At 34.0% G+C, this 22,646-nt stretch carries 15 protein-coding genes; all 15 read left to right on the forward strand.

The genetic code is table 11. The features are described 5' to 3' along the window. The first annotated feature begins 1 nt into the window (after position 1). The 15 genes from ffh (at position 2) to HCW_RS03210 (ending at position 22,611) form a co-directional block, all read left to right on the forward strand. Complete coding sequence (ffh, locus tag HCW_RS03135) at positions 2–1,348, forward strand: signal recognition particle protein (RefSeq protein WP_014660775.1); 1,347 nt, start codon at positions 2–4, stop codon at positions 1,346–1,348. Positions 1,349–1,445: 97 nt separating this feature from the next. After that, on the forward strand, positions 1,446–1,676 hold the full coding sequence (gene rpsP, locus HCW_RS03140; RefSeq protein ID WP_014660776.1) for a 30S ribosomal protein S16: 231 nt from the start codon (positions 1,446–1,448) through the stop codon (positions 1,674–1,676). Between the two features lie 16 nt (positions 1,677–1,692). Continuing rightward, positions 1,693–2,034: a KH domain-containing protein gene (locus HCW_RS03145; RefSeq protein ID WP_014660777.1), complete on the forward strand. Its 342-nt coding sequence runs from the start codon at positions 1,693–1,695 to the stop codon at positions 2,032–2,034. A gap of 5 nt (positions 2,035–2,039) precedes the next feature. Beyond that, on the forward strand, positions 2,040–2,585 hold the full coding sequence (gene rimM / locus HCW_RS03150) for a ribosome maturation factor RimM (protein WP_014660778.1): 546 nt from the start codon (positions 2,040–2,042) through the stop codon (positions 2,583–2,585). After that, positions 2,585–3,280: a tRNA (guanosine(37)-N1)-methyltransferase TrmD gene (gene trmD / locus HCW_RS03155; RefSeq protein WP_014660779.1), complete on the forward strand. Its 696-nt coding sequence runs from the start codon at positions 2,585–2,587 to the stop codon at positions 3,278–3,280. The genes rimM and trmD overlap by 1 nt, the downstream gene beginning before the upstream one ends. A gap of 22 nt (positions 3,281–3,302) precedes the next feature. Then, positions 3,303–3,659 (forward strand): 50S ribosomal protein L19, encoded by a 357-nt coding sequence (rplS, locus tag HCW_RS03160; protein ID WP_014660780.1) that lies wholly within the window; start codon positions 3,303–3,305, stop codon positions 3,657–3,659. 947 nt (positions 3,660–4,606) lie between these two features. After that, positions 4,607–4,861 carry a hypothetical protein gene (locus HCW_RS03170; protein WP_014660782.1) on the forward strand — a complete coding sequence of 85 codons (255 nt, stop codon included), beginning with the start codon at positions 4,607–4,609 and terminating at the stop codon, positions 4,859–4,861. Positions 4,862–4,904: 43 nt separating this feature from the next. Continuing rightward, on the forward strand, positions 4,905–5,411 hold the full coding sequence (locus tag HCW_RS03175; protein WP_014660783.1) for a hypothetical protein: 507 nt from the start codon (positions 4,905–4,907) through the stop codon (positions 5,409–5,411). Then, positions 5,314–8,067, forward strand: coding sequence for an outer membrane protein (locus HCW_RS09690; RefSeq protein ID WP_231283036.1), 2,754 nt, complete (start codon positions 5,314–5,316; stop codon positions 8,065–8,067). Before HCW_RS03175 ends, HCW_RS09690 begins: the two co-directional genes overlap by 98 nt. A 638-nt stretch (positions 8,068–8,705) precedes the next feature. Beyond that, a complete protein-coding gene (locus HCW_RS03185; RefSeq protein WP_014660784.1) occupies positions 8,706–9,794 on the forward strand; it encodes a DMT family transporter in 1,089 nt (362 codons plus the stop codon). A 179-nt stretch (positions 9,795–9,973) separates the two neighbouring features. Further along, complete coding sequence (locus HCW_RS03190) at positions 9,974–11,797, forward strand: hypothetical protein (RefSeq protein ID WP_014660785.1); 1,824 nt, start codon at positions 9,974–9,976, stop codon at positions 11,795–11,797. 141 nt (positions 11,798–11,938) lie between these two features. After that, complete coding sequence (locus tag HCW_RS03195; RefSeq protein WP_155802223.1) at positions 11,939–13,882, forward strand: outer membrane beta-barrel protein; 1,944 nt, start codon at positions 11,939–11,941, stop codon at positions 13,880–13,882. A 132-nt stretch (positions 13,883–14,014) separates the two neighbouring features. Next, entirely contained in the window at positions 14,015–15,769 is a 1,755-nt protein-coding gene (locus HCW_RS09070; protein WP_014660787.1) for a hypothetical protein, read from the forward strand. A 346-nt stretch (positions 15,770–16,115) separates the two neighbouring features. Then, entirely contained in the window at positions 16,116–20,441 is a 4,326-nt protein-coding gene (locus tag HCW_RS03205; RefSeq protein WP_014660788.1) for a DEAD/DEAH box helicase, read from the forward strand. Continuing rightward, complete coding sequence (locus tag HCW_RS03210; RefSeq protein ID WP_196794369.1) at positions 20,431–22,611, forward strand: PIN domain-containing protein; 2,181 nt, start codon at positions 20,431–20,433, stop codon at positions 22,609–22,611. The genes HCW_RS03205 and HCW_RS03210 overlap by 11 nt, the downstream gene beginning before the upstream one ends. Positions 22,612–22,646 lie beyond the last annotated feature (35 nt).

A 22,646-nucleotide genomic window follows, 5' to 3' on the forward strand; every position in this document is an offset into this window, starting at 1 on the left:
AATGTTTCAAGCATTAAGTGATGGGTTTAAAAATGCGTTAAATAAAATCCGCTTTCAAGATGATGAAAAAGCACTTGATAGGGCGTTAGATGAGTTGAAAAAAACGCTTTTAAGAAACGATGTGCATCATAAAGTCGCTAGAGAGCTACTAAAAAAGGTGGAATCTCAAACTAAGGCTAATGGCATTGGGAAGCAACAATTTTTAGATGCTTTGGAAAAGAGCCTCTTAGAGATTTTAAGCACCAAAGGTAGTAGTGGTTTTACTTTTGCTAACACGCCCCCAACAGTCGTTTTAATGGCGGGCTTACAAGGAAGTGGTAAGACAACTACCAGTGCAAAACTCGCTTACTATTTAAAAACTAAGAATAAAAAAGTGCTTTTATGTGCGTGTGATTTGCAACGCCTAGCGGCTGTGGAGCAATTAAAGGTTTTGGGTGAACAGGTGGGCGTGGAAGTCTTTTATGAAGAGAATAAAAGCGTTCAAGAAATCGCACAAAACGCTTTAAAAAGAGCCAAAGAAGCACAATTTGATGTGCTGATTGTAGATAGTGCGGGGCGTTTAGCCATTGATAAAGAGCTTATGAATGAGTTAAAAGAAGTCAAAGAAATCTTAAACCCCCATGAAGTGCTGTATGTTGCAGATGCACTAAGCGGACAAGATGGCGTCAAAAGTGCTAATACTTTTAATGAAGAAATTGGCGTTAGTGGGGTGGTTTTAAGCAAGTTTGATAGCGATTCTAAGGGGGGTATTGCACTAGGTGTTACTTATCAATTAGGCTTACCCTTACGCTTTATTGGAAGTGGAGAAAAAATCCCTGATTTAGATGTGTTTGTGCCTGAGAGAATTGTGGGGCGTTTAATGGGGGCTGGAGATATTATCTCACTAGCTGAAAAAACCGCAAGCGTTCTAAACCCTAATGAGGCGAAAGATTTGAGTAAAAAGCTCAAAAAAGGGCAATTCACTTTCAATGACTTTTTAAATCAAATTGAAAAAGTTAAAAAATTAGGCTCTATGAGTTCTTTAATTTCTATGATTCCGGGATTAGGAAATATGGCAAATGCCTTAAAAGACACGGATTTAGAGAGTTCTTTGGAAGTGAAAAAAATCAAGGCTATGGTTAATTCTATGACTAAAAAAGAACAAGAAAATCCAGATATTTTAAATGGTAGCAGAAGAAAGAGAATCGCTCTAGGCTCTGGATTAGAAGTGTCTGAAATTAATCGCATTATCAAACGATTTGATGCTGCAAGTAAAATGGCAAAACGCCTAACTAATAAAAAAGGCATTGGCGATTTGATGAATTTAATGAGCCAAGCCAAAAATCAGACACCCCCTACAATGCGCTAAATTTTAGGGGTCTTTAAGCCAAAATAAGTTTTAAGCGCATTTTAGGTGCTTTTATTGTATAATTGGCATTTAACACGAAATTTTAGGAGATTTTTGTATGACAGTCATTAGACTCACTCGCGTTGGTAGAAAGAAAAAGCCTTTTTATAGAGTGGTGGTAACAGATTCTAGAAAAAGAAGAGATGGTGGTTGGATTGAGTCCATTGGATATTACAACCCTTTAAGCGAACCTAAAGATATTAAAATTGATGCAGAGCGCTTGAATTATTGGAAAGGCGTGGGTGCTAAAATGAGCGAGAGAGTAGAAAAGCTTTCTCAAAAAATCTAAGGTTTTAGAAGATTAAATGCACGAATTGGATTCTTTTAAAACGCCTTTTTCCCAAAATGAATGCAGGGATTATTCGCATTGTGTGGCGACTTTTTTAGAAAAATATTTAAAAAAGGTTGTGCGTTTCCCCCAAGCTCTAAGCGTAGAACATGAGCTTTTAGAAGATGGGGTTAAGCAAATTGCTATTTATACCCACCCTTTAGATATGGGTCATGTCATTGGCAAAGAGGGTAAAATGGTGAGTGCGATTAAGGCGTTTGTCTCGGGTGTCAAAGCTAAAGACGGATTTTCTTATAAAATTGTTGTTTTTGCGAGTAAAAACCCCTATATTTTGGACGAAGAATCACAAAATCTTTAAACCATATGCTATTAGTTGGCAAAATTGGCAAGAGTGTGGGAATAAAGGGTGGAATGAAACTCTATTTGGAGAGTGATTTCCCCGAATGTTTGAAACAAGGCACTCAAGTGCAAATCGCCCCTTTAAACGCTCTATCATTTAAGCATACTTTTGAAAACTATACGATTCATTCTTACGAACATGCCAAAGGTCTATTATTTTTAGAACATATTCAAACCAAAGAAGAGGCTAAGAAACTCACTAATTTGGGGCTTTTTATGAGTAAAGAAGACTCCATGAAAGCTTGCATTTTAAAAGAGGGTGAATTTTTTTATTGCGATTTAATAGGCATTGAAGTTGTTGAAAAAGATGAAGTTTTAGGTAAAGTAGTAGATATTCAAAGAATTGCTCAGATTGATTATTTTATTGTAGAAACGGCACTCAACTTGGTTGAAAAGGGCTTGGCTAAAACCTTTTTAATCCCTTATAATGACCTTTATATTAAAGAAATTGTTTTGCAAGATAAGAAAGTTTTTGCTACTGATGCCAAAATGCTCTTAGAGGCGAGTTAGTGAAATTCAGTGTTTTTACGCTTTTTCCACAGCTTGTATTACCCTATTTTCAAGGCTCTATTTTAAAAAGAGCGTTAGAAAAAAATCTATTTGAATTAGAAGTATTAAATCTAAGAGATTTTAGCACTAATAAGCATAAAAAGGTTGATTATACGCTTATTGGTGGGGGTGCAGGGCAAATTTTAGACCCTGAGATGATAGAAAATGCGCTTAATTCTATCAAAACCCCCAAGCACACGATTTTTTTAAATGCTGTAGGCAAGCCTTTTAAACAAGTTGATGCTTTTCGTTTAGCTCAAAAAGAGCATGTGGTTTTGGTGTGTGGGCGTTATGAAGGCTTTGATGAGCGCTCTATAGAACTTAATGCTGATGAAGTTTTTTCTTTAGGAGATTTTATTCTAACAGGTGGGGAATTAGGGGCGTTATGCTTGATAGATAGTATAGCACGCCAAATTCAAGGGGTTTTGGGTAACGCTCAATCTTTAGAGAATGAAAGTTTTGAAAATGATTTCTTAGAGGCGCCTAATTTTGCTAATGCACCCTTTAAATCAAAAGAAATCAATAAAATCCCCGCACCTTTAGAATATTCTAAAGGAAATCATGCTAAAATGGCGCAATTGAAGTTTGATTTGTCAAAATTAAGGACGCAGTTCCACCGCCTAGATTTATTCAATCGGCACAAATCGCAACGCTAAAATTTGAAAATAAGGAAATTTGATGAAAAACCGCTATATTCAGCAATTTGAGGACGCTCAGTTAAAGGGCAAGACAATGCCACAATTCAAAGCGGGCGATACCCTAAGACTTGGTATCACTATTAAAGAGGGCGAAAAGACTAGAACGCAATATTTTGAAGGCGTTTGTATCGCTATTAGAGGTAATGGCGTAGACAAAACTTTCTGCGTGCGTAAAATGGGAGCCAATAATATTGGTGTAGAGAAGATTTTCCCTTTTTATAGCGAGAGTTTAGCAAGCGTTGAAGTATTGCGTATCGGTAGAGTGCGCCGTGCGAAACTCTACTACTTGCGTGATAGAAGAGGTAAAGCAGCTAGAATTAAAGAGATTCGCAAGTAAGCTCAATTAGATTTTTCTTTTAAAGCTCTGTTTTTAGCACAGAGCTTTATGCGATTATTTTTCAACTTATTATGATTGTGCTATAGTAAAAATAGGGGGCATTTCCCTATACATTTTTGAGGCACAATGTTTTTTGCCCCCAACCATTCTTAAAACTTTTATCACTAAAACTTGAATCTGACTTTTTGTTTTAACTTTGCTTATTATATAAAAGGCTATCTTATGGGTTAAAAGATGATTGCTTTTATTCAATAATGGCAATACTCTAATTAAACGCTGATAATAAAACATAAAAGAGCTTAACGCTTAAATTGCATGATGCTTATAACTTTGCAAAGCATTTGAGGCTAGTATCTCTTGAGGTTCAACAAAGACTAGATGTTTTTTTAAAAGTCCTATGAAGAAAAATAACTTTTACAACAAAAATAAAGTCTAAAGCATTTTTTTAAAAATAAGCTTTCTTGTATAAAAAAATCAAAGAATGATAAAAGGGTTACAAGCAAAAAGAATCAAAATCATTTTATGATGAAGTGATTCATATCTTTTTATATTCTAAACCAATCAAATCATATCAATATCAAATTTCTTTGATTAAAAGTATTAAAAATGTAAAAAATGTATTATAGATTTTAAGCATTACTTTTATACTCATATTTTAAAATCATTATTTTTTATTACAAAATAATTAAGGCTTAAATGGATTGTTTTTAGCATTTAGAAAAAAAACGAAAAAAGCATAAAAAACAATACTATTTGTTATCTAAAATCTCATAAATTAGCTAAAATTGATACTAAAATACTCATTTTTATATAAACAATGATAAATAAAGATAGATTTAAGATAGTCTTTGATAGCATAGTAGAAGTTTATCAAGTATTAAATATTTGGTAAATTATTGGAAAATGGAATTATTGAATTATTTTAAATTGTTTTAAAAGGAGATTTTATGAAAAAATTGGCAGTTATTAGTTTATTGAGTTTAACAAGTCTTATCGCAGAAAATAGCGGAGGCTTTTTAGGAGGAGGGTTTCAATACTCTAATTTAGATAATCAGCAAACCACTCGCTCACCCGGGTTTAACAATGATACACAAGTGAATTTGGAGGCGTTGCAATCACCCATAGCACCACAACCACAAGGGCAAGCTCAGCAAGGTGGAGCAGAAGCTAATGGTGGCAGTGTTGGTGGTGCTAAGAAGTAGTGTAACAACAAATAAGCATAAGAATATTAAAAAGGATTAAAGAATGAATATGAAGAAAATTATTTCAGCAAGCTTAGTTTCTATGGTTGGTAGCTCTATTCTTTTAGGTGTAGAATCTAGCGAGACTCAAGCACAACAACCTAGCTCCTCAGTAAGCAGTAGTTCAGTCTCTTCAGTTCCAAGTTCTCAGCAAGAAACAAGTGAAAGTAGCTCCAAAGCAGAGCAAGAATCTAGCGCTGAGGGACACCAAGCACAAAATGAATCCCCCACAAGCTCGCCAACTCAAGGACAAGAGAGTTCAAGTAGTGGAGGTGGTGTGAGCGGTAAAGACAGCGCTCAAAGCGAGACAAGTCCTACAGCAAAAGCTCCAGAGCAAAGTTCTTCAAGCAAAAATGAGAGCGAACCTCAGGCTCAAGCCTCTCCAAGCCCAAGTTCTCCGGGTTCAATCAGTAATGACAATCATCAAGCAAGTAGTGCGCCTACTCCTCAAGCTTCAGCACCTCAAGTTTCTACCCCCCCCCCCACCAAGTGGCACACCTACAGCTCCTAGTAGTTCTATAGGTAGTTTGCAAACGCAATTAACTGACGCAACCAATAAGCTTTTTTCACAAATGAGTGGTGATAGTGTAGCCACAAATGGAGGCTATACTACTAGTGCTAATGGAAGTATTATCCCTAATGCTAATAGTTTAGATGCTAAATATGATAACGCCATGAATGCTCTTTATGGCACAAGCGGTATGACTTATGAAGATGCTCAAAGTGCGACTAGTGGAACTATTGCAGTAAGTGGTGGCACAAATGGCATGAAAGCAGCTAGTGGTTCAGTTTATGGTAATTATCAAGATGCACAAAATGCTATTAATGAAACAGCCAAAGCCCTATTTGGTGCAGTAACTACAACAAGTGGCACAACTTCTATTGCTGCAGCAGAGGGTAGTGCTACAGAGGGCTTTAGTGTAGGAAGTGGGAGTCTTGCTAGTAAGTTTGATAGCGCTATGAATGATTTGTATTCTAAGATGACAAGCGCAGAGGGTGGCAGTAGCACTGTAACAACAGCATACACAACAAGCGATGGTCAAATTCAAGCGGCTGAGGGGTCGGTAGCACAGCTATATAACACTGCAAAAACCAATCTTGAGGGCGCACAAACACTAAGCAACCAAACACTAACCTTGCTTTATGGTGATAGTAACAATACTCCTATTACAAGCTCTACTAGTGCCTCTGCTACAAGCCTTTATACTCTTATGAAAGATGTAAACAAAACTTCAAGTTCAACCAATATTACAAGTGGCTTACTCACTGCTGTGTTAGATGATGCGCAAACTTTGCAAACAACCTTAAATAAAGCTACAAGCGGTGGTTCAGATACTAATTCAGCAACCGAAGTTCAAGCTGTGAGTTCTGGTTCAAGTGGTGCAAGCTCTAGCTCACAATCTGTTATAACCACTCTTAAAACAACAGTAGGTAATGTTGTAACTACCTTACAAAACGCATTAAGTCAGTTAGCTAAACCTAGTGGGCAAGACCTAGCGCAAGCAACACTAAAGGGGCTTTCAGCGGATTTAAAAACACTTGAGCAACAAACTGCTAGTGTAGCACAAGCAAAGCAGAATAATACTGAGACTATCAATACTTTGCTTGACCAAGCCCAACAAGCTCTTTATGGAACTACTGGAAACCCCGGAACAGCCCAAAGCCCTCAAACAGGTAGTGTGTATGAGAACTATCAAAAAGCTTATGATGCTCTTTATGGCACATCTACAAGCAGTGAGGGTGGACAATCTACAACTACAAAAGGCACAGAGCAAAATCCGGCTAGTGGTAGTCTAGCTGACCAATTTGATAAAGCATGGACAAAATATGAAGACGCTGTAGATAAGATGTATCAAACTACAAGCACAACAGATGGTCAATCTACTATTAAGCAACCAACAGTTACCTTTACCCCTAATCCTAGTGGTAATAATAAACAAGGTAAGGTAACTCCCGTTACTGATGATAGTAATAGTTTAAATCATCAGTATTCTTCTTTAAATAACGCTATTTATGGTGCTAGTAGTGAAACAAGTGGGACAGGAACTCTTGAAAGTCCAGCTGAAAACAGCTTACAAAAACAATATAGTAGTGCTGTAGAGCAAGTGCAAACAGCGGGAAAAAACCTTGTTGATGCCATAGACGCACAAGCTAAGGGATTAAACACTACTCAAGCAGGCATGACAGCCTCTAATATGTCTTCAATGTCAGCTCAAACCAACGCTCTAAGCAATGCGATTATTACACTAAGCAGTATTGGGACTTTTTCTAATTTGGATAATTTGAGTAATACACTTAAAAACCTTGAGGATAGCCAAAAGAATTTGAGCAATCATTTAAATTCCTCTAGTGCGAGCGTGGGAGCTTTGACTCAAGGCACTAACTCTACTTTAGCTACTATCAATAAAGCTATTGGCGAAGTGGACGCACAATTATTGGCTTTAAGCGGTTCTAGTGAGTCTTCAAATCCTAATGCAACTACAGAAAAAACCCTTTTAAGCTCCCTAAAAACCACTTTAACCAACCAAAAGAATGCGTTGCTGAGTGTGCAAAAGAATGTTAATATGGCTATAGCTAGTGCGAAGAAAACTACCGTTGCTACTGTTACCAACACCAACAACCATGGTCAAATGTATGGGGTGAATGTTATGGCAGGTTATAAACACTTCTTTGGTAAGAAAAAGCGCTGGGGCTTTAGAACTTATGCTTACTATAGCTTTAATCATGCTAACTTAAGCTTTGTAGGCACTCAAGCAGGTTATATGAATGGAGCAAGCCAGGTGAATAACCACACTTATGGTGTAGGCTTTGATGCACTCTATAACTTCTATGAGAGCAAAGAGGGCTATAACACTGCAGGAATCTTTTTTGGCTTTGGTTTAGGAGGTGAAACATGGCTTGTGCAAGGAGAGAGCCATTTTAAAAACATGATGAATGCTTGTAATGCTATGACAGGTTGTAGTGCAAGCATGAATACAAGCTATTTCCAAATGCCTGTTCAAGTGGGCTTTAGAACTAACTTTGCTAAGCATAGTGGTATTGAACTAGGCTTTAAAGTGCCTTTATTTGTCAATCAATTCTACAAAGAGCGTGGGGAATATGGTGATGTAGATGTATTCTATAAGCGCAACTTCTCTATGTATCTTAACTATATGATTAATTTTTAATCTTAGTTTTTATAATTAGAAATTATTAAAACTTCATATAGACTTTAATCATACCAACTTCATACCAAAGGCTTTTAAAAAGCCTTTGGGTTTAAAATGGTTTTGGTTTTGTTGGTATCTCACATTTAAAAGATTACTTTTTAATTTTCTATTTAGCTTTTTAACTTTGCAAAATTAGTATCAACTTATATTCAATCGTAGGGTTTTATAAAAGCTATAAATTGTTGCAATTAACAATACTTGCTTAAAATAGTGTTAAGTAAAAATACATGTTGTATATATGTTGTTTCTTGCTTGCTCTTAAGTTTTTAGTTGGTAGAACCCTCATTTTATGGCAATCTATAAACAACCACTTTAACTTCAGGTCAAAATTACAATTTTTCACATTTTTGTTTAACTTTAAAGTATTGTTAATATTGAAATATTTTTTGATATTAAAATTTTATTTACTAAAAGGTCTAAATTAGTTTTATATTGATTAGAAACATTTAAAAAGTGTATAAAAGAAACACAATTAACAAAATTTATGCAATAATCTATTAATTTTAGGAAAAATATTCAAAATTCATAAGAATTTTAATGATTGATTAATGAAACTTGTTGAATAATTTTACATCTTAATAACATAAGGAGTCTTTATGGGTAATACAGAAGTGCGTCCAGGTGCAATGACTTATGTCATCTTTTTGCTAGGTATTTTATTTTTGTCTTTTACAGCTCCTTGGCAAAAGATGTCTAATTTTGACCCTGCAACGGGGGCATTTTTACGCTGTTTAGGTGGAGCATTATGTTTAGTTCCATTTGCATTTATTGAGGCCAAGAAAAAGGGTTGGTTAAATAAGAAAGGTATTTGGCTTTCTATTTTAGCAGGACTTGTTTTAGGGATTGATTTTACCGCATGGAATTATTCTATCTTTTTTGTGGGTTCTGGGATTGCCTCTATTTTGTTAAATATCCAAGTAATCATTTTGCCCGCATTGGCCTTAATGATTGATAAAGAAAAAATTCCTTTAAGCTATTATATTTTAGCACCCATTATGCTTACGGGTGTGATTCTAGCTGGTGGAGCCTTAGAGCATGGCATAGTAGATCCTAATGGTCCTCAAGAAGTCTTTGGTATGAGTATTATGGCGGTAGGCACAATTTGCGGTTTGACTTCAGGGTGTTGTTATGGGGTATATTTGTTTGCTAGTAGAAGAGCAGGGCGTATCAATCAAGGTCAAATTGTCCAACCTATTATGATTGCCTCTTTTGCACAGCTTGTAGCTCCTTTGATTTGGGCGTATGTCATTACCGGAAATGGTTTTGATATGGCAACTGGTGTTATGGTAGAGACTGCTCAAAGCTTGGATATTGGTGAGATGATAAGGGGCTTAAGAGAAATGCACTTGCCTAAAGATGAAATTGAGCAATTAACTAGCGTTGCCCATGCTGTTACAGCGGGCGACCCCATTAATGGTGTGAGCTGGTTTTGGATGTTTATAGAGTGTGTTCTAGGTCAAGCATGTGCATGGACTTTTGCTCAATATGGCAGTGTGAAATTGAATCCGACTTTAGGGGCGGGATTACTCATCTTAAGTCCTGTAGCCACCGTTGCTATTATTGCTCCATTCTTGTTTGGCGAGACTTTATCTACCTTACAAATTGTTGGGGTTGTAGTAGCGTTACTAGCCGTAGCCTATCAAAATGGCTTATTGAAAGCTATTTTTACTAAGAAAATCTCTTAAATAATGCCTTGGATAAAGGGGCTTAAGCTCCTTTATCTTTAGTTTTTATTCTATAAATAATCCAAGTATTAAAGATGAATTTATTGTCTATCAAGTATAATCAAACCACTTTTATAAGAATAAAAGCATAAATAAAGGCAAACAATGACTAAACGAGAGAGAGCAAAAGGGGCAATCCTTTGAAATCAGTTTTTAATCTCAAAGCAAATTCTAGGGGTATATTAAGCTTTTTGATGCTATTTGGCATATTAACCGAATGCAAGGCGCATATAAAAGACGGGGTTTTTATAGAGGGTGGGTTTGAGAGCGGATTGTTAGAAAGCAGAGAGGAAAAAGAATTAAAAACCCCGCAAATAGAGCCTCTATTATTTGAAAAACTTATGCAAAACTCTAAAAAAGTCTATTATTCTAATAATGAAATCAATGATAAAACTTCACAAATATTTACAAATGAAAGTTTAAATACTGCTAGTAGTGGCTTTAGCACATTAAGTGGACTTAAAGTCTCTTTGGATAGCCAAAATAACACCCTTGATATTAAAAACTTTATGCCCTATGCTTTGCATAATCTTGATTTGGTATTAACTAAAGATAATGGGCAAAAAGTCATTATTGGTGGTTTAGAGAGTCTAGGCGCTCAAAGTCAAGTAAAATTGAATGCAGAAAATTTAGAAATATTAAAAGGAATCAAAGACCCTAAGTTAAGCTTAGAGGCGTCATCATTTTCTGATAGTAATACTGCTAGGGTGCTAAAAGCTTTAAGTAAAATCAATACAGATATTATAGGGCGTTTTGATGTTTCACATGTGTATCAACATTTTAATCCTAAACAAATGAGTGTGGAGCAAGCCAAGGATTTTACAAATATTATGTATGATTTAGCTTATGTGTTGAGCTCTGATGAATGGGCTAATTTGGTGTTAAATTATCCGGGAAATTTCACTAATAATGGTAAGACTATTTCTAAAGATTTTTTAATCAAACAATACAGAGAGGCAACAACATTATTTCTCTATGTCTTAGCTCCTAATTATGAGGATGCCGGTTTGACAGCCAATTGTGAAATTGTTTCAAGTAAAATGCCTAATTGTAATTCAATGGGACTTAAAGATAGGGTGTTTGACCCTAAAATTGACCCTTTCTTAAAGGGATTAAATATTAATGACCAAAAATCACGCACTTATTTTCAAACTTTAGTGCATGAGTTTGGGCATGTGAAAGGCTATAGCCATAATGGTAATTTAACATGTGCTGATGGGAGTGTTAAGGGAACTTGGTGTTATGGAAGTCCTGAACACCAATATGGCACTCATGATGGCAAACGCTACTATAAAGGCATGGTAGGGGTTACCCAACAAGCATGGGCGAATCTAGGCAATGCGGATAAATTACCTATTAACTATAAGACCATAGGCGAAAATTTCACTCCAAATGAAAGTATCAACAAGGCTTTTGCTAATAGCTTGATTCAAACTGCGCAAAATATCGGCTCTAGTCTCAGTAGCTCTAGTAATGTTGAGGGCAAGAATTATCATTCATCTATGGTGGGGGTTAATTTCAAGCTAGGTTATCAGCAATACTTTAACGATTTTTTGGGATTATCTTATTATGGAATTGTCAAATATAACTATTCTAAGATAAATAGTGAGATTTCTAAGGTTCAACAATTAGGTTTGGGGCTTGGAGTGGATTTATTAGTGGATTTGTTTAATTCTTATGCGCATAATGACCCTTTAAATTCTTTTGGTGTGTTTGTAGGTTTAAGGGGGCTTTATAATGGTTATAAATTGCTTAATCAAACTAAAAATACCGGAAACTTAGACCTTGCTAGTGGCTTAAACTACCGATACAAGCATTCCAAATATTCCCTTGGCGTATCAATACCATTAATTCAGCATAATATTAAAGTTTCTTTTAGTAATGAAAATTACCAAAATACTATTATTTTGAAAGAGGGAGTGAGCCATTTTAATGTGTTCTTTAACTATGGGTGGGTATTTTAGGGCAGAAATTTGAAATTGCTTAAAAAAGAGTATTTGAGAGATTGCAACATATGGAGTTTGAGATTGTCTTTTTATAGTTTAAAAAACTTTTTAAAAAACCTTTTTTCCTTTCCTTTTTTCGGGGGGGGGGGGGGTTATTTGATGAGAATTGTGGTATTTTTGTGCGCTCTATTTTTAGGTTTTTTAAACGCTCATCAAAAAGACGGATTTTTTATAGAGGGAGGGTTTGAAACCGGCATGCTAGAGCATGCTGAGACGCACACTAAAGTGAGCATGCCTTGTAATGAGGCGCTGTGTATTAATCAAGGGTATTATTTATCGCATTCAAGCGAAATTTTAAAACCTAATCAAAATGTGGCGGGCGTAACCTTTAGCACAAGAAATATTATCCAAACAAGCATTCAAGGCAATTCTTTAAAAATCACTAGCTTTTTGCCCTATAATTTATCCAATGTTAGTTTGGTTATGCATGTTAATGGCAAAGATATTACTATCACACATCTTCAAGAATTGCCACAATTTAGCCAAGCTACATTTGATTTGAGTCTATTCCCCATTTTAAAACCATATGAAAACGATAAAAATATTTCATTCACGATTGAACCTAGTATTTATTCTTCTATGGATACAACAAGGGTTTTAGACGCTGTTAATGCGATTAAGGTTAATATCATTGGCACTTTTAGCAATGAGCCAACAGGCGATACTTATAAATGGCATGGTAAAAGTGTCAGCGACTATGTGCCAATTACCGGAGCTTTAGCACGAGATTACATCTATGTGCTTTTAAACATTTCATCTTTATTTGGTTCTAATGCATGGAAAGTGGCTTTAGAGAATGCACCCTTTGCATTTGTGAATGCTCAATCACCTTTTGACCCAAAAAATTGTGCTAAAGATAGAGCAGATTTTAACACTTGTAATACCAATGCTGACCCTAATATCTACGGACAAGCCCCCGCATGGTGTGCAGAACCTAATTCGCAAGGTTGTCATATTTGGACACCTAAACAAGTGTGGGAAAATTTTACTAATCAATGCGGATACAACACAAATAGTTCGGCAAGCTTTAATGATTGCTTGAATATTCAAGGAAGTTTAAAAGATGATAATAGCACAGATTTTGGCAGTGTGAAATTAAAGCTAGGCGTGATTAATTCTAATGCGAATGTATATGGGCGTGGGTGGTTTGGTAGCTTGGGCTTAGATGAAGACTTTATCAATCCAAACAACAAAATTTGGCACACATGGGATTGGCAAAATAGCTTTCCTTTGTATGATATTTTTCATGAGTATGGGCATACGAGAGGTTATAGCCATAATGGCGATATGACCTATCCTAATAATAAGACAATGTATGATATTTGCGAGGGAGCAAACCATACTGATTGTTATGAAGTGCATGCAGGATATGCAGGGTTAAGTGAAGAAGTTTTAATGCAACTTGCTAAGGAAAATAAATTACCCATTAATTACAATACGCTTAATTTGCAAACAACTCCTAATTATGGAGCAAAATTACCCCCTAATTTACAAAAAAATCCAAGCTTTGGTTATCGTTTGCCTAAGTTATTGCAAGTTAGTTCTTCTAATCATAGTAACGCTATAGTAGGGGCTGATGTGAAACTAGGCTATCAACAATATTTGAATGATTTTTTTGGGTTTTCATACTATGGTATTTTTAAATACAACTATGCTAATGCTAAGGGCGATATTAATACTATCAATCAATATGGCTATGGGGTTGGGGCGGATTTGTTGATAGATTTTTTAAACAGCTATGCGCCAAATAGACACCATAACATAGGTAATTTTATTAGCTCATTAGGGACTTTTGTGGGTTTAAGGGTTTTTTATAATCGTTATAAACTCATTGACGAGGTGAAAAATAGGGGCAATTTGAATGTGGTTTTTGGCTTTAATTATCGTTATGGACATTCTAAATACAGCCTTGGAGCGTCCTTACCATTAGTGCAAGATAGCATGAAAGTGGATTTTCAAACCCCCTCTTATTCAAGCGTGGTGTCTTTTGAAATGGGAGTGAGCCATTTTAATCTTTTTCTTAGTTATGGATGGGTGTTTTAAGCGCTCTTGTTTTTGTCAAAAAAATCTCTTAAGATAAAGCTATTTTAAAGTTTTTTCAATACAATAGGTGCAATTAAAAATCTATAAAGATAACAAATATTAAACAAAAAGAGCTAAGCATAAGGAAAAGTGATGAGAAGGCTTCAAAATGCGTGCTTAATTTTAGCGAGTTTTTTTAGTGAGGGGGAGGCAAGCCCTAGAAGTGGTGTTTTTGTGGAGTTTGGTTTTGAAACCGGTATGCTAGAAACGCAAGAAAATTCATTTCAAAAAGTTAGAAAAAGTGTTGAAAGACCTTTTGTGCCTTTAGGAGCAATCCAAAAAATGGGTTCAGAGCTTTTTTCTAACGCTGATAGTATTTCTAAACTTAAATTTTCAGCCAAAAATCCCATTCAAGCAAGCTTTAATTCTGCTAATAACACGATTTTAATACAAAATTTCTTGCCTTATAATTTGGATAAGGTGAAAATTAAGCTAATAGATACACAAGGTAATACGCATGATATAGGGATTTTAGACGCTTTGCCTAAGCAGTCTTTAATGAGTATTCCTAAAGATATTTTTGATAGCCTTAAGGGGGTGGATTTGACCCAAGCGCATTTTGAAGTAGAGGTTTCTCAACTTTCTAACACAATGACTCAAAGGGTGTTTCAAGCCATTGATTCTATCAATGCGGATATTTTTTTGCAATATGAAAATGTGTCTTACAATCCCGGTCTTTATTGTCCCAATAAGGATTGCAATGTGGAGTTCAATAAAGAATGGGCAGGGCTATATACAGATTTGATTTTGAATATGGCATATGTTTATAGCACTGATGAATGGAAAAATGCCATTTTAAACGCCCCCTTTGAATTTACTAATAATTCTAGTAATTCAGAGGGGAATGACGCCGTTCCTAATTCTCAAGGCATTACATCTAATTCACAATATATTGTTCCTAAAGAAGAAGTGATAAAAAATTTCACGGATACAATGACTATTCAAGCGCATTTAATCAAAGAAAACCCACAAGTTGAGGGGTATGGAGCGCATTTAAGTAGCTCTAGTGGAGCATTGGCAATTTCAACAAACAATCTTTTGCCCTCTAATCTCTATAGCCCTGATTATAAGGAGATTAAATACGCTTTAAGCGTGATTTTACATGAATATTCACACACAAGAGGCTATGCACATAATGGCAATATGACTTATCCGGTCAATGGCGAAACCTATGATGTGTGTGCCACACACCCAAACTATCCCAATTGTGCGAAAGTCCCGGCTGGATTTGTGGGGGTTACTCGTATGGTATGGAATGATTTATTACAAAAGAATGCTTTGCCTATCAATTACGCTGATTTAAAGACGCAACAAGATTTATTAGCCCCTTCTCAATTAGCCACTAACACGCTTATTAGCACCATTAGCGAAAGCATTTCTGCGATTCAATCTTCTTCAAAATCTCATAAACTTGCGCTTGTTGGTGCGAACTTTAAGCTTGGGTATCAGCAATATTTTAATCGTTATTTTGCTCTAGCTTATTATGCCTTAGTGAAATACAATTATGCAAAAGCACCTATGATTAAGCAAATCAATCAAATTGGTGTGGGTGTGGGTGCAGAAATGCTATTAGATTTTACAAAGTCATTTGGAATTTTTATGGGGGCTAGGGCGTTGTATAAGCGCTATACTCTCTTAAAACAATCTCAAAATACCGGCAATATTGATTTTGTAGGGGGGATTAATTTTTGGGGCAAGAAGTCTAAATATTCTATTGGGGTATCCATTCCTTTAATACCACAGAATCTAAAAGTAAGTTTTAATCATGGGGATATTTATGGGAATATTGTTCTAAAAGAAAGCGCAAGTCATTTTAATGTGTTTTTCAACTATGGTTGGGTATTTTAGGTTTGAATGATTTATGGTAGCTTAAAACAAGCGCTTTTATTAAGGTGTTTATGAATTTTTAATTTTAGATGTGTTATTTGGGATTTTAGATTGTTAAATTAGGATTAAAGCGCATTACACTTTCTATCATGTCTTTTTAAGTTTTAAAAATACGATTTTTGGTAGAATAAAGACTATTTTTATTCCAATAAGTATTTGAATAATGTGGTAGGAAATATAATGATTTTTATTCTCAAAAATTTCGTCTCTCTCTCTCTCTCTCTCTCTCTTACATAGAAATTATTCTTTTGTTGGCATTATTGCTTTTTTAATAGCCCCATGCAATGGGCTATAAAGGGGGTTAATTATGGCTTATAATCCTTCTTTAGCTTGCTTTGTTGTAGCACAAAAAGAAAAAGTGTTTAGCGCTAGGGTCATAGAAGTGCGAGAGCAAGGCATTGTTGCAGAACTGACTATACCTCATGATGACAAAAATAGCCCTCCCCATCGTATTGATGTGTGGCTTGAAGAAGATGGCTTGATCTATCCTTTTTATGAAGACAGATGTCAGTATGAAATTGATAAACAAATCCATCTCAAAGTGCTTTTGCGTGATGATGAAAATGGATTTTTGATTGGTAAAGAAGTGAAAATCAATGAAGATAATGAAGATGAGGAAGAAACAGAATCTATGAATCAAACTTATAAATTGTATTGGAAAATGCCAGCTGACAAGTTTGAAATCCCAGCGAGTAAAGGAAGAAAGGCACAAATAAAAGAGCCAAAAAAAGATTTTGTTAAAAACCTTAGAAGTTGTTTGAAAAATTGTTCGCATGACTACTTTAAAAATTTACTCAAAGAAGATGATACAACTTTAATCCAAGAATTTTTAGATAAATTTTTCTTAAATGGGTTTAATGAACCTATCTTAGCGTGTTTGGCTAATGCGTCCATACAGCAACTAGATAATTACATGCATGTTTTAATCAGAATCCCTAACCACCCTGAGTTTTCTAATCTCTTGCCCAAGCAAAAAACTTTTGCGCTCATTGGGCATGTGCCTCTTAATAATAGATATTTGCCTATCTTAGAGCCAAAAAATATCTATCTAACCCATAATAGTGCGTGTGCAGATTATGAAGTTTTTAAAGAAGTTATTTTTTCTAATCAAAATGTGGCTAACGACACTTTGCTTACTAAAGATTTTATCAATGAATTGCCCCCCTTTGCTAGAGAAAGTGCCAAGCGCTTAAAAGATTGGGAAAATTTCATTGCTTTTAAAGAAAATTATACTAAGCAAATCACTTTTGGAGTGCGTTATATCGGAGCAAATTTAAGAGAGGATTTAGAAATCTTAGTGGTGTTGCCTAAAAAATATGTGGATAAATCCAAAAGGATATTTGCTAACAAAACACTGAGTATTTTTACTCTCAATGCGTCTAATCACCCCTTGTATTTTGAAATCAAAAAAGAAAAAGAAGTGAGAAGTTTTAATTTGGGGGATTTTAAAAGCATTCAAGAGATACCAGAAAAGGATTTAACAGAAGATTTAATATGGATTTATAGGGATTTTGAAAAAAGCTATCAAAAAGAATTTGAAGAATGCCAAGAAAAATACATCATAGAAGAGCGTGGCTATGATAAAGACGCTGATAAAGAGACAATAGAAAAATATGTTTCAAAATCTTATGAGGGGAATGATTTTAATACTCTAAAAGAAAAAGATAATTTGATTTTAGCCAAAATAAGAGTGGAGTTAGACGAAAACATTCCTTCAAAAACGCTTAAAAAATTCAAAAAAGATGATAAGCAAGACAATAAAGAAAAATATAACGATAAAAATATTGAAGAGAATGAGGAAGAAGACACTCTAAGTGCCAAAAGTGGTTTTGTAGCCCTTTCTTTACTAGGGGACATCGCTCTTAATAGACGCCATAAGATAGCTATTAGAGATTTAAAGCAAAATCAAAATTGCGCGAGTCCTTATCTAAGCACCTATTTATTTGATATACAAAATGCTAACACGCCCAAAGAGATAGAAAAAATCAAAGAATGGCATAACCCCAATTTAAACGAGTCGCAAAAAATAGCTATAGAAAAATTGATGAACGCCCCTGATATCGCCTTTTTACAAGGGCCTCCGGGAACGGGCAAAACCACCGTGATTGCAGAAATTATTATGCAATGTGTGAAAGATAATAAGAGCGTTCTATTATCTAGTCAATCCCATGACGCTGTGGATAATGCCCTAGCTAGGATAGATAATGACCCTAGCATTAGACTCTTAAGATTAGCTAGAGATGAGAGCAAGATTGCTGAAGAGGCTAAACATTTAGTAGGGGATAAAGCTTTAACCCATTATTACAAGGCTTTAGACACGCATACGCACAAGCAATATATAGAGCCAAGCCAAAACTATGAAAAAGAGATTAAGTTTTTAGATGAATGGTTAAAAAAAGCACGCTTTTTGGAGCATGACAGGTCTGATTTTGCCACAGAGTTAGAGACTCAAAAAGGGGAGCTCATAAATAAAGAAAATGAGTTAAGCAAGGCTAGTAAGGATTTAGAAAAAGAGCAAGAATTATATGATAAAGCATGTGAACAACACCAAAAATTATTGTCTTTAGTATCGTTTTTAGAAAATAACTCTTCTTATTTGGATTGTTCTTGCGAGTTTCCTAGTTATGCACATTCTTTGGCTAAGTTATTGTGCAATTTAAAAAAGTGCGTTTGTTTGAATTTGTCTTTTAGTTACGCAGAATTTTTAGCGCAAAAAGAGGCACAAATGTATGCGTTTAAAAGTGCGTATGAAAAATACCATGCGCTTTTAAACTTTAAAGAACAAATGATTTTAGACAACAATCGTTTAAAATCTAGTTCTAATGCTTTAGATATGCGCACCAAATTAGAAATAGAAAATTTAGAAAAAGAAAATAAAATCTTAGAGCATAAAGAGGATATGAATGAAGAAGACTTTAAGAATTATAAAGCTAATAAAAAGAAAATACAAGAGCTAAAAAATAAAAGCGGTGCTTTAAGTGATGCTAGATATAACATGTTTAGTGATAGCAAAAATTTTTTAGCTCCCATAGAAAATGAAAACGACACTTTAAGAGTGCAAGAGCTTTTAAAAGAGCGTTTAAAAACTATCACAGCATTAGAAAAACAAATAGAACAAGAAATTTTAAAAGTTAAAGAGCAAATTAAGGGTGAAATAAAACCACAAGCACCTAATGAGTGCGTTAAAAATACACTTGAAAATGAATTAAGAGTTTTAAAAGAAGAGATAAAAGCTAGACAAGATAAATTAGTTCATAAAAATAAAGAGAGACATGAGCATAAAGAAGAACTTAAAGAATTAGAATTTGATGTTTTAAAAGATTTTACAAGTCTTTTAAAAGAGTGTGAAAATTTTAAATTAGAATTAGAACAAAAATTATCAAATTTTAAAAAAGAAAATAGCGATTTTTCTAATCTTTTTAAAGAATGGCATAAGATATTAAATGAGCCTTTTAAAGCTCAAGTAGATTTTAAAGAATTAAAAGAGAGCTATATAGAGTCTTGTAATGTGATAGCCTTTAGTTGTAATGAAAATCTTAAAACTTTAAGGGATAATAATTTAGATAGTTTTGATGTAGCAATTATTGATGAGGTCTCTAAAGCAACACCTTTAGAATTATTAAATCCCTTAATGCTAGCTAGAAAGGCTATTTTAATAGGAGACCACCAACAACTCCCCCCGGTCTTTGAAAATAGTATTGATGCGTTAGAAGATAAAATAGAAGAAAGCATAGAAGAGCAGGAAGAAACCAAAGAAGCTGATGTAACAGCCCTAAGTAAAGAAAATTTTGAACGCTATAAAGATTTAGTGAGTGCGTCCTTATTTAAAGAATGGTTTGAAAATGCTCCTGAAAGTCTTAAGGCAAGTCTCACTACACAATATAGAATGCACCCAAGTATCATGCATTTTGTGAATTATTTTTATCATAATAAGCTTACTTGTGGCAATCCTAAGAAAGATAGGTCGCATTTTATTGAATTAAGTTTTACAAGTGATACTGGTAATAAACGAGAGATTTTAAATAAAAATACGCATTTTTTATGGGTGGATACTTCTAAAGACACTCAAGACAAAGAATTTCAAGCCACTTATGAAAGCAAGTTAGAGGCAACACTCATCGCTAAAAGTTTGCTAGAAATAAACAAGCAAATCGCTGCTAAAAATTTAAAATTAGAAGTAGGGGTGGTATCTTTTTATGTCAATCAATGCAAGCTCATTAAAAAAGAGATTAGAAAACTCAATAATGGTTCTTTAAACTTTAAAGCCATTAGTGTGCATATCAATTCAGTCATTCGTTATCAAGGCAAGGAAAAAGACATCATCTTAATGAGTGTAGTGAGAAATGAAAAATTACACAAAAATAGCAAAGCCTATATCGCTCGTTATGAATTTATCAATGTGGCGATGTCTAGGGCAAAGAATCTCTTAATTGTCTTTGGAGCTAAGAGAAGTTTGGAAAATTTAGAAGTGAAATTACCTAAAGACAATTCTAAAGAGACTATAAAAAAGCAAGTTTATAAAAACATGTTTAAGGATTTAGAGTTAGAAAAACATTCACAAGCCAAAATGTGTGATGCTAAGAGATTTTCACAAATTTTTAATCATAATGGGGGTAAAAATAATGGGAAATGAACAACAAAATAAAACTTTTTTAAGCAATGTCTTTGGGTTATACCCCATTTATGAATTAAGCATTGATTTAACTTATTCTATTAGGCGAGAGGCAAACGCTTTTGAATTGTTGCTTTTAGCGTTGGCTAATGACAATAAACTTACTCACTATTCCTTAAAAGCAATCGCTAATAAACTAAAAATTGAAATAGGATTTTTAAAAATTGCCTTAGATAATTTGATAGAAAATGGTGTGATTGATGGGGCTAATATAGAAGAAGAGATAGAAAATTTAGAGCATTTAAAAGTGAAAGATTTAAGTTTGACTTCAAAAGGTAAAGAATCAGATTTTAAAGAAAAATCGCTTAATACTAAAGCACAAGACAAAGAGTTTAAAGGAATGGTTTTTGACACCTTAAAAAGAGAATTTGTCAAAAAGAAACCAGAAATTAACAAAGACTTAGAAAACGCTGTCTCAAAAGAAAAGAAAACTCAAATTCAAGAATTATTTGCTAATGAGTTTAACGAGCAAGACTTGCACAATTTTTTTGAAAAGGGCATGAAAAAAAAGAAAAATGATGAAGAGTGGTATGAGCCTAATTTAACGGCTTTAACTGATGTTGGACATAAAATTACAAAGACCTTTTATCAAAATGTGCCTATGGATTTATCTATGGATAACAACCTTAGTTTAAATTTAGAAGTGAAAAACAATGAAGAATTTAAAATTTGGCTAGAAAAGACTAATAAAGAAAGACTTTTTGAATGCTTTATACAAGATTGCTTATTACCTACAAGTTCTATGCTAGAAGAAAATGAGAATATAGAATATAAAGATTTAGACAAAGAAAATTTACTAGGCATTTGTCTCACTACGCAAGATTTACCTAAAAATTTGTTTAAAGAACAAGATTTAATTTTAAGCATTAAATTTAATGAAAATATCAAAGTGAGTCCTAAAGCCTTAGTGCTAGATTTTAGCTCTAATATTAAAGAGCCTAAATTAGATGTCAAAAACAAAACTTTAAAACTTAGTAGTGAAGATAAAAGAAAAACACAAGCCTTATATTTTACCCAAAATAAAGACAAGCAAGAGGCATTTGCAAGTTTGATTGAATATGCTTATTGTTATTACAATAATCAAAAAAGAAAAGCAACATTTAAGGTGTTTAAAAAGTTTAATAAAGATTTGCACTACACTTTAGATGCTTTATTCAAAGGTATAACTTTCAATACAGATATGTTAAGTTTTTTATTTGGATTTTATAAAGAAGAAGAGTGGTTAGAAAAAGTAAGCTTAATGAAATTAGAAGAGGCTGAAAAATTAGCTAGTAATATCAAAGAGCTTTTTAAAAAAGAAATCTCACACAAAAACATGCTCAATAAACTCCCTAGTATAGAGAATTTAGAAGATTTAAAAGCCATTAAAGAAATTTTTCCAAAAATTTCTTTAGCATTGCAAGATTTGCCACAAAATACGCAACAAAAAATCTTTGAAGATTTGTTTTTTAGTAAAAATGAGTGCTTGGATTTAGACACAGAGTTAAGCGAGCTTATTTCAGCTTTTAATAAAATTAAAAACATTCAAACCCAAAAAATACTCTTTAAAGATGTGAGCAAAGAGAGCTTGAATAAGGTTGAAAGTTTTATTAAGAGCTATGAGAAATATGTAAGAGAACACCCACACTTAGCAAGTCCTAAACTCATAGAAAAAAAGAATGCCTTATTAAACTTTAAGCTTGAAGTAGAAAGGCTTTTTGCCAAAAATGAAGAAAGAAAGATTGCTATTTTAGATACAAGCTTTTTAATGGGAGCAGACGAAAAAAGGGTGCAAAAACTTTGCAGTGAATATGAAGTGATATTGCCTTATGTAGTTATTAATGAATTAGATGGCTTGAAAGAAAATAAAGATAAAGAAACTATGGCTAGAAGTGCTATTGAAATCATTCATAAGCTTAGACTTACAGAAAGAGCACAAGAAGTGAGAGATGAGATATTAGCTTTATTAGACAAGCCTAATAATGATGACAAAATCTTATGCACCGCTCTTTATTATAAGCTTAATAGCGTAACGCTTTTTACAAGCGATAAGAATTTGAAAAATAAAGCCAGTAGTTTTAACTTGCACACAATGTATCAAGAACCAAAATCTAGTAAGAAAAATAAATTTAATCAAGGAGATAAGCAATGAGTCATAATGTAATCGCAGAATTTAGGCACAAGAAT

The sequence above is a fragment of the Helicobacter cetorum MIT 00-7128 genome (assembly GCF_000259255.1).
Lineage (GTDB): Bacteria > Campylobacterota > Campylobacteria > Campylobacterales > Helicobacteraceae > Helicobacter > Helicobacter cetorum_B.

Excerpts from the sequence above, each read along its gene's own strand:
- ffh (WP_014660775.1), top strand. The coding sequence starts at position 2 with ATGTTTCAAGCATTAAGTGATGGGTTTAAAAATGCGTTAAATAAAATC.
- rpsP (WP_014660776.1), top strand. The coding sequence starts at position 1,446 with ATGACAGTCATTAGACTCACTCGCGTTGGTAGAAAGAAAAAGCCTTTT.
- HCW_RS03145 (WP_014660777.1), top strand. The coding sequence starts at position 1,693 with ATGCACGAATTGGATTCTTTTAAAACGCCTTTTTCCCAAAATGAATGC.
- rimM (WP_014660778.1), top strand. The coding sequence starts at position 2,040 with ATGCTATTAGTTGGCAAAATTGGCAAGAGTGTGGGAATAAAGGGTGGA.
- rplS (WP_014660780.1), top strand. The coding sequence starts at position 3,303 with ATGAAAAACCGCTATATTCAGCAATTTGAGGACGCTCAGTTAAAGGGC.
- HCW_RS03170 (WP_014660782.1), top strand. The coding sequence starts at position 4,607 with ATGAAAAAATTGGCAGTTATTAGTTTATTGAGTTTAACAAGTCTTATC.
- HCW_RS03175 (WP_014660783.1), top strand. The coding sequence starts at position 4,905 with ATGAATATGAAGAAAATTATTTCAGCAAGCTTAGTTTCTATGGTTGGT.
- HCW_RS09690 (WP_231283036.1), top strand. The coding sequence starts at position 5,314 with ATGACAATCATCAAGCAAGTAGTGCGCCTACTCCTCAAGCTTCAGCAC.
- HCW_RS03185 (WP_014660784.1), top strand. The coding sequence starts at position 8,706 with ATGGGTAATACAGAAGTGCGTCCAGGTGCAATGACTTATGTCATCTTT.
- HCW_RS03195 (WP_155802223.1), top strand. The coding sequence starts at position 11,939 with ATGAGAATTGTGGTATTTTTGTGCGCTCTATTTTTAGGTTTTTTAAAC.
- HCW_RS09070 (WP_014660787.1), top strand. The coding sequence starts at position 14,015 with ATGAGAAGGCTTCAAAATGCGTGCTTAATTTTAGCGAGTTTTTTTAGT.
- HCW_RS03205 (WP_014660788.1), top strand. The coding sequence starts at position 16,116 with ATGGCTTATAATCCTTCTTTAGCTTGCTTTGTTGTAGCACAAAAAGAA.
- HCW_RS03210 (WP_196794369.1), top strand. The coding sequence starts at position 20,431 with ATGGGAAATGAACAACAAAATAAAACTTTTTTAAGCAATGTCTTTGGG.